The sequence below is a fragment of the Nitrosomonas europaea genome (assembly GCF_900167395.1).
In the GTDB taxonomy this organism is placed as follows: domain Bacteria; phylum Pseudomonadota; class Gammaproteobacteria; order Burkholderiales; family Nitrosomonadaceae; genus Nitrosomonas; species Nitrosomonas europaea.
Genome location: NZ_FUWK01000079.1, coordinates 1 through 2,234 on the forward strand (window position 1 = coordinate 1; position 2,234 = coordinate 2,234).

The window sequence follows — 2,234 nt, forward strand, 5'->3', positions numbered from 1 at the left end:
TCTTCTCTCGCTTTGACAAGTTGGATTCAGTTTTCCGATTCTTCATCCATTTCGCTCTGATCGTAGATCACCTAATTAGTGTTAACAGGCCCTAACTGCCAAACATATCAAAGCAGCATAATTACAGACAGTTCAAGAAGCGCTACGGACATATCCACGGTTACAACCCAAAAAGCCACTTACTCGATTTCACGAATAAGTGGCTGAATTTTTGGTGGAGAAATTCGGAAGCGTTTCAAACGAGCTTTTCTCTACCCTACGAGACTGGAACGAAATCTTAAAAGAGATTCCACTAGATAGCTATCCCCAGCCCTGACCGTAAATCGACCTGCTGATACCCCTTTGACAGCAGTATGCCAATCAACCGGCATACCGCTGTTTTCATATCCATTAATCCTTTTTGTTGTTTTGGCTTCCCTCTCCGTTTCCCGGTGAGTGGAAGCTAGATGTGTATTGTTCAAGCAAAGGAGTAATTAATGCCCGAACAGATCACAAGAAAAGCCTCACCCTTCTGCCTGCGCCTGACACCGGAAGAACGCACTTTGCTTGAGCGTGAAGCTGCCGGATTGCCTTTAGGCGAATACATTCGCCAGCAAGTCTTTGATGAAAATCGTGTCAAGCGCCGCAGCCGCAACAAACAGCCGGTCAAGGATCACAGGCTTCTGAGCCAATTGCTGGGTGAGCTGGGGCGCTCACGGCTGGCCAATAATCTCAATCAACTGGCCAGGGCCGCCAATTGCGGCCTGCTGAACCTCACTCCAGAAGTCAAAACATCACTACTGAACGCTTGCGCCGATATCCGCCATATCCGCGAAACCCTCATGAAATCCCTCGGACTGAACAGGTAGTTTTCATGATCATTATCGCCTCCCAACGCGGCGGTGCTGCCCAGCTGGCCGCGCATTTGCTCAATGACCGGGATAACGATCATGTCGAGCTGTATGAAGTCAGCGGATTTCTGTCTGAAACGTTGGACGGCGCTTTGCAGGAAGCCCGTGCCCAGGCAATGGGTACACGCTGCAACCAGTACCTGTTTTCCGTCAGCTTGAATCCGCCAGAAACGGAGCAAGCCGATACATCCGTTTTCGAGCAAGCCATCAGCCGTATCGAAGAACGCATGCACTTGCAGGATCAGCCGCGCGTGATCGTCTTCCATGAAAAGGAAGGACGCCGCCATGCGCATTGCGTCTGGTCACGTATCGATACCCAAGAGATGAAAGCCGTCAATTTGCCGTTTTACAAAAGCAAACTGATGGAGATTTCAAAAGAAATCTGTCTGGAGCAAGGCTGGAAACTACCTGCCGGATTGATCGAACGTGAGCAGCGTAATCCGCTTAATTTCACGCGAGCACAATGGGAACAGGCGAAACGACTGGATGACGATCCCAGACTGATCAAGGCTGTGCTGAAAGAATGCTGGGCGGTATCGGATGGCAAGAAAGCATTCGAAAGTGTCCTTGAACAACACGGCTACACTCTTGCCAAAGGTGACCGGCGCGGGTTTGTCGCCCTTAACTGGCGTGGAGAAGTTTTTTCCCTGTCGAAATGGCTGGATGTCAAAACCAAAGCGCTCAAGGAACGGCTCGGGGAGCCTGAGCAGTTACCCGACATAGAAGCAGCAAAGGCTAATATCGACAAACGGCTTATTGAGCGGATGCAAAAGTTCACTGCCGATATTCAGCAAAATAACCGCACTCGTATGCAACCACTGCTGGAACAAAAAATAAGAATGAAAACACGGCACCGGACCGAGCGGAAAAATCTGGAAACAACACAAAAACAACGCTGGCAGCAGGAAAGCGAAGACAGGCAAGCCCGGTTAAACAAAGGCATCCGGGGTCTGTGGGATCGGCTGACCGGGCAGCGCAGCCAGGTGATAGATCAAAACGAACGTGAAGCCTGGCTGGCGCTGGTGCGTGACAGGCAACAGCGGGACAATCTGATCCAGCGTCAGCTGGAAGAACGTCGTGCACTACAGCGGGATATCAGGAATATGCAGCAAGCCCGGAACACAGAAATTGAACACCTCAAAAGAATGATGTTCTCAATATTGTCGCCGGAGGTGAAGGCTCGGCTTCAGGAACAATTCGAACAACGACAATCCCGGAAGAATAGGCAATCGCCTGATCGGAATAACGATTACGATCTGTCAATGTAGCAACAGACAGAAGGATTCAGTTGTAGTAGTTCAGATTTGATCTGACAGCAGGTCTTGCCAAGAGGTGGGATTACCC

At 50.2% G+C, this 2,234-nt stretch carries 2 protein-coding genes; both read left to right on the top strand.

The genetic code is table 11. From position 1 onward, the window contains the following. Positions 1-476 precede the first annotated feature (476 nt). Positions 477-848, top strand: a complete 372-nt coding sequence (locus B5D58_RS13430; protein WP_011110907.1) for a plasmid mobilization protein — start codon at positions 477-479, stop codon at positions 846-848. Positions 849-853: 5 nt separating this feature from the next. After that, the gene (locus B5D58_RS13435; protein WP_041356365.1) at positions 854-2,158 is read left to right on the top strand and encodes a relaxase/mobilization nuclease domain-containing protein; all 1,305 of its coding nucleotides are present in this window, start codon (positions 854-856) and stop codon (positions 2,156-2,158) included. The last annotated feature ends 76 nt before the right edge of the window (positions 2,159-2,234 follow it).